Below are 4661 nucleotides of genomic sequence, written 5' to 3' on the forward strand. Positions count from 1 at the left end.
CAAATCAATACAGGGAACAAAATTCCGCCAGTGGGCCACTAAACGGATTCATGAATACATTGTAAACGGACATGGCTGTGACTCAGCCACCCCCGAATTTGAAAATTTGTATCCATTTTCACGGTAAAAGGCTTTACAATGGATGATGACCGATTGAAACAGGAAGGAGCAAGGTCAAGATATTTTGAAGAACTTCTTCAGAGAATCCGGGATATCAGGAGCAGTGAACGAAATTTGTACCAGAAAGTAACCGATATTTACGCAACCAGCATTGATTATAACAATGATGCCGCTATAACCAGGGAATTCTTTGCAACCGTTCAAAATAAAATGCACTATGCCGTCCATGGCCAGACAGCCGCTGAGATGATAAACTAGAGAGTTGATGCGGAAAAACCATTTTTAGGCCTCACCAACTTTCAAGGCAAATATATAACCACAAGAGATATTACCATTGCAAAAAATTATCTTTCTGAAGATGAACTCAAGCAGCTCAATCTCATCGTCTCCATGTATCTTGATTTTGCTGAACTCCAGGCAACAAACGGCAGATTAATGAAAATGCAGGACTGGATTCAAAAACTTGATGATTTCCTTCGAATCAGTGAGAAAGAACTTTTAACCAATGCCGGAAAAATCAGCCATAAAAAAGCTGTTGAAAAAGCAAAATCTGAATATGACAAATACCGAAAAGCAGAGGACAAAAAATATATCTCTGATTTTGACCGTGAAATGAAAAAACTATTGGAAGACAAGAAAAAATGAACAATGACAGTTTAGATAATCTGAAAATAGAAGAGCAGGTAGAAAAATATGGTAAGGCTGTACGGATAGAAAATATCAGACTCACCAACTATAAATTTTTCCACGGAGAATTTGATCTGCCTGTAAATGGCAAGAGTCTGCTTGTCTATGGTGAACACGGAAGCGGTAAAAGCTCTGTCTATAATGCTCTGGAGCTGCTTACTGAAAACAGCTTTACCGATTTTGAAAAAAATAGAAACATTTTTGCACAAGATGGTGAAGTTCTGGTGGAGTTTGGCTTTACTAACGGGCAGGAGTTGATTATCTCTTCTGATCTGGAAGAGATGCCGGACCATGTTGGTTTTATCCCGGGGCTTTCCATATTCAAACCAATGCTGGATTACAAAAAATTATTGTCAGTTCATTATGCTTCACAAGTAAATCAGGATAAAATTAATTTATATTATATGTTTAGGAAATTGCTGGAAAATTATCCTGTGGAATATCAAGGAAAAAAAACAATACTTGCTGAAATAGAAGACTACAATGAATATTTTGAATCCTTGGAAAATGTTCTGAAAAAAGAGTTATTAAAAGAGACAAATAAATATTTAGAGCGTTATTTTAAAGCAGATTTTATTATTGATAAATTTGATTTTAAGACCAAAATAGATAGAAACAACTCTACAGCCACACCGGTTATCAATCTTCTTCTTGATTATAAAGAGCATGCCATTGAAAAATATCACACCTTCCTCAATGAAGCTCGGCTCTCTGCCCTTGCAATCTCCATTTATATGGTGGCAATAAAAAATCTTATTGATACATTAAAAAATGACAGCCTTAAAATCATTGTGCTTGATGACCTTCTTATCAGTCTTGATATGGGAAACAGATTAAAGCTCCTTGAGATATTAAAAAATGAGTTTTCAGAGTTCCAGATTTTCTTTTTTACCCATGACAAGGGACTTTATGAAATTTATAAAGATAAACTGGATTGGAAAAAATATGAATTTTATCTTGATGACCATGATGAAATTCCGGGTGTAATCGTAAAACATGGCAATTCTGAAATTGAAATGGCAAAGGTCTTTTATGCACAAAAAGAGTATGATGCCTGTGCATTATTATTAAGAAAAGGCTTTGAAAAAACTATAAAAAATTATCTTACACCCAAAGAACAGTTAGGTAAAAACTGTGAAAAGTTGAACCTTTCAAATTTAATAAATCGTGCAATATCAAAAACTAACGATGAAGCAAAAACTATCCTTGAAAAATCAAACTCTGACAGGCAGCATATTCTCAATCCATTGTGTCATATTAATACAAAAAATATCTATTCTGAAGAGTTGAAAAATGCAATCAGCGATCTTGCAAAATTAAAGGATTTGCTTAGATGAACAGCTTTTCCGGAAAATCTCCTGAAATATTAAAGCCGATTCTGGAGGGTTCAAAATGAATGAAAAAGAGTTATCAAAATATAATCCGACAACAGAATTTTTGCTATATAAAACCCCCAATGGAGATATTAAAGTAGATGTATTGTTGCAAAACGAAACTATCTGGATGCCCCAAAAAACAATAGCTGAACTGTTTGATGTAAATGTTCCGGCAATTTCAAAGCATTTAAAAAATATATTTGAAAGTGGAGAATTAAATGAAGAAGTGGTTGTTTCCATTTTGGAAATACCCACTCAGCATGGTGCTATTAAAGAAAAGACACAAACAAACAAAACAAAATTTTATAACCTTGATGCCATAATAGCGGTTGGTTATCGGGTAAACTCAAAAAGAGCAACACAATTTAGAATTTGGGCTACTCAAGTCTTAAAAGAGTTTGTTATAAAAGGCTATACCATGGATGTGGAGAGGTTAAAAAATCCTAAGCCGATTTTTGGGCAAGATTATTTTCAGGAACAGCTTGAAAAAATTCGAGATATTCGCAGTAGCGAAAGAAGGTTATATCAAAAAATAACTGATATTTATGCTGAATGCAGTATAGATTATGAATACGATTCTGAAACTACCAAAAAATTCTTTTCAACCGTTCAAAACAAGCTCCATTGGGCAATAACAAATCAAACAGCAGCAGAAATTATTGTGTCAAGAGCAGATCATAAAAAAGAAAAAATGGGGTTAACATCATGGAAAAATGCACCGAAGGGGAAAATTAGAAAATTTGATGTAATAATTGCAAAAAATTATTTATCGGAACAAGAGTTAAAACCACTTAATCGTATCGTTACAATGTACCTTGATTATGCGGAAGATCAAGCAGAGCAAGGTAATGCGATGACTATGAAAGATTGGGCTGAAAAATTGGATGCTTTTTTACAGTTTAATCAAAAAGATATTTTGCATAATGCAGGTAAAGTTACGGCAGCCATTGCAAAATCATTTGCAGAGAGTGAATTTGAAAAATATCGTCCCATTCAGGACAGACTTTTTGAGAGTGATTTTGACAGAGATTTGAGAAAGTTGATAGAGGGGGAAAAATGAACAGCTTTTCCAAAAAATCCCCTGAAATATTAAAACCAATGCTGGAAGGGTAATACATGGAGCAGAATTCAGAAATAATCATTTATACCGCTTCTGATGGTTCAACCAAGCTCCAGGTGCAGTTGGAAGATGAAACAGTCTGGCTGACACAGGACCAGATGGCCATGCTTTTCGGGAAAGCAAAATCAACCATTAACGAACATATTAAAAATATTTATGCCGAAGGAGAGCTTGAAGAAACCCAGACGCTGAAGAAATTCGGAATTTCCGAATTTCAGCAAAAAGCCCCGAATTATTATAATCTCGATGTCATCATTTCAGTGGGCTACAGGGTAAAATCAATTCAGGGAACAAAGTTTCGGCAGTGGGCGACTAAACGGATTCATGAATACATTGTAAAAGGCTTTACAATGGATGATGACAGATTGAAACAGGAAGGCGCAAGGTCAAGATATTTTGAAGAACTTCTCCAAAGAATCCGGGATATCAGAAGCAGTGAAAGAAATTTTTATCAGAAAGTAACTGATATCTATGCAACCAGCATTGACTATAAAAATGATGACGCTTTAACCAAAGAGTTTTTTGCAACCGTTCAAAATAAAATGCACTATGCTATCCACGGCCAGACAGCGGCTGAGATGATAAACCAAAGAGTGGATGCAGATAAACCTTTCTTAGGGTTTACCAATTTTCAAGGCCAATATATAACCACAAGAGATATTACCATTGCAAAAAATTATCTGTCAGAAGATGAACTGAAACAGCTTAATCTCATCGTCTCCATGTATCTTGATTTTGCTGAACTCCAGGCAACAAACGGCAGATTAATGAAAATGAACGACTGGATTCAAAAACTTGATGATTTTCTGAGAATCAGTGAGAAAGAACTTTTAACCAATGCCGGAAAAGTCAGCCATAAAAAAGCTGTTGAAAAAGCAAAAATTGAATATGAGAAATACCGAAAAGCAGAGGAGAAAAAATATATCTCTGATTTTGACCGTCAAATGAAAAAATTATTGAAAGAGAAGAAAAATACATAATCCGTCGCTGCCCCGGACAGTCTCCGCGACTCTCCGGCTGCCGGTGAGCTTGACGTTAACCCTTTTTCTTCAATATTCAATCTACCAACTCTATTTTTGGCTATGGAAATAAATGAATTCAAATAATGATGACCTTTTGTCCATTTTATTCAATTTATTTCAATTTGAATTTATTTAAAATATTTCAAAGCGCAATATTTATCAAGACCAGCGTTTATTCCTAAAAATTTAAGTAGCTTATGATCACAAACAAAGATAAGACCCCAGAATCCAACAATAGCCTTCGTGTCGCCAAACACTTCATCGCCAATGTTTGAGATGTTCATTCTGAGTATTGTTTTCATGACTATGATGTTAATTGTTTATTTGTATCTCGAT

Annotated in this window: 3 protein-coding genes and 1 pseudogene; all 4 read left to right on the forward strand. The window is 34.8% G+C overall.

The genetic code is table 11. From position 1 onward, the window contains the following. The first annotated feature begins 138 nt into the window (after positions 1-138). The 4 genes and pseudogenes from rhuM (MTBBW1_RS29760) (at position 139) to rhuM (MTBBW1_RS20760) (ending at position 4283) form a co-directional block, all read left to right on the forward strand. Positions 139-765, forward strand: a pseudogene (gene rhuM / locus MTBBW1_RS29760) (RhuM family protein). After that, positions 762-2144: a hypothetical protein gene (locus MTBBW1_RS20750; protein WP_080806742.1), complete on the forward strand. Its 1383-nt coding sequence runs from the start codon at positions 762-764 to the stop codon at positions 2142-2144. The pseudogene rhuM (MTBBW1_RS29760) and the gene MTBBW1_RS20750 overlap by 4 nt, the downstream one beginning before the upstream one ends. Positions 2145-2199: 55 nt before the next feature. Further along, positions 2200-3243, forward strand: a complete 1044-nt coding sequence (locus MTBBW1_RS20755; protein WP_080806744.1) for a virulence RhuM family protein — start codon at positions 2200-2202, stop codon at positions 3241-3243. 56 nt (positions 3244-3299) lie between these two features. Next, positions 3300-4283, forward strand: coding sequence for a virulence RhuM family protein (gene rhuM, locus MTBBW1_RS20760; RefSeq protein ID WP_080806746.1), 984 nt, complete (start codon positions 3300-3302; stop codon positions 4281-4283). The last annotated feature ends 378 nt before the right edge of the window (positions 4284-4661 follow it).

It is taken from the genome of Desulfamplus magnetovallimortis, from assembly GCF_900170035.1.
Classification (GTDB): Bacteria; Desulfobacterota; Desulfobacteria; order Desulfobacterales; family Desulfobacteraceae; genus Desulfamplus; species Desulfamplus magnetovallimortis.

Bases quoted from the DNA above. Each gene is read 5' to 3' on its own strand.
- MTBBW1_RS20750 (WP_080806742.1), top strand. From the start codon at position 762: ATGAACAATGACAGTTTAGATAATCTGAAAATAGAAGAGCAGGTAGAA.
- rhuM (WP_080806746.1), top strand. From the start codon at position 3,300: ATGGAGCAGAATTCAGAAATAATCATTTATACCGCTTCTGATGGTTCA.
- MTBBW1_RS20755 (WP_080806744.1), top strand. From the start codon at position 2,200: ATGAATGAAAAAGAGTTATCAAAATATAATCCGACAACAGAATTTTTG.